Consider the following 962-nt stretch of genomic DNA (forward strand, 5'->3'; position numbering starts at 1 on the left):
GGTGATCAAGGCCCGGGCTTACGCCCGCGGGAGCCGGGCGGAGAAGGTGCGGATCCTTGATGAGCTTGTGGAGCTGACGGGCTGGAACCGGGACTATGCGCGGCGGGCTTTGCGGCAGGCTTTGGAGCTGCGGCCGGTGTGTGCCCGACCGCCGCGGACCCCGGTGTATGGTCCGCGGGTGGTCGAGGCGCTGGTGGTCTGCTGGGCGGTGCTGCGGGCCCCGGCCGGCAAGAGGCTGGCGCCGATGCTGCCGGTGCTCGTGCCCTTGCTGCGCCGGGACGGGGAACTGGACCTGACGGATGCGGAGGCGGTACTGCTGATGCGGATGAGCGCGGCGACGATCGACCGGAAGCTGGGTCCCGAGCGGGCAAAACTGGTGCTGCGGGGCCGGTCGCATACCAAGCCCGGATCGCTGCTGAAATCCCAGATCCCGGTAAGGACCTGGGCGGACTGGGACGACGCGGTGCCCGGGTTCGTTGAGATCGACCTGGTCGGACATGAAGGCGGTGTGGCGTCCGGGCAGTTCTGCTTCACCCTGACCGTGACGGATATCGCGACCGGATGGACGGTGAACCGGTCGGTCCCGAACAAGGCCCAGAAATGGGTGTTCGCAGCCCTGCAGTACGCCCTGGGCCGGTTCCCGTTCCCGATCCTTGGGATTGACTCAGACAACGGATCCGAGTTCATCAACGACTACCTGCTGGAATACTGCCATGCCCGGCAGATCACCTTCACCCGCTCCCGGCCGGGAAACAAAAACGATGGGGCCCATGTGGAACAGAAGAACTGGGCGCGTGTCCGTGAGCTCGTGGGCTACTACCGTTACGACACCGCCGCGGAGCTGGAGAAACTCAACGCCATCTGGGAACTCGATGCGCTCTTCACGAACTACCTGCTGCCCCAGCAGAAACTGGTTTCGAAGGAACGCCATGGGGCCAAGGTGGTCAAGAAACATGATGCCG

1 protein-coding gene is annotated in these 962 nt (G+C 65.3%); it reads left to right on the plus strand.

The window, feature by feature from the left end; genetic code table 11:
- Position 1 precedes the first annotated feature (1 nt).
- Positions 2 to 962, plus strand: a 961-nt coding sequence (locus ARGLB_RS18370; RefSeq protein ID WP_050934414.1) for an integrase catalytic domain-containing protein, incomplete at its 3' end; no start/stop codon positions are given.

Origin of the sequence: Arthrobacter globiformis NBRC 12137, assembly GCF_000238915.1 — a bacterium.
GTDB lineage: Bacteria > Actinomycetota > Actinomycetes > Actinomycetales > Micrococcaceae > Arthrobacter > Arthrobacter globiformis.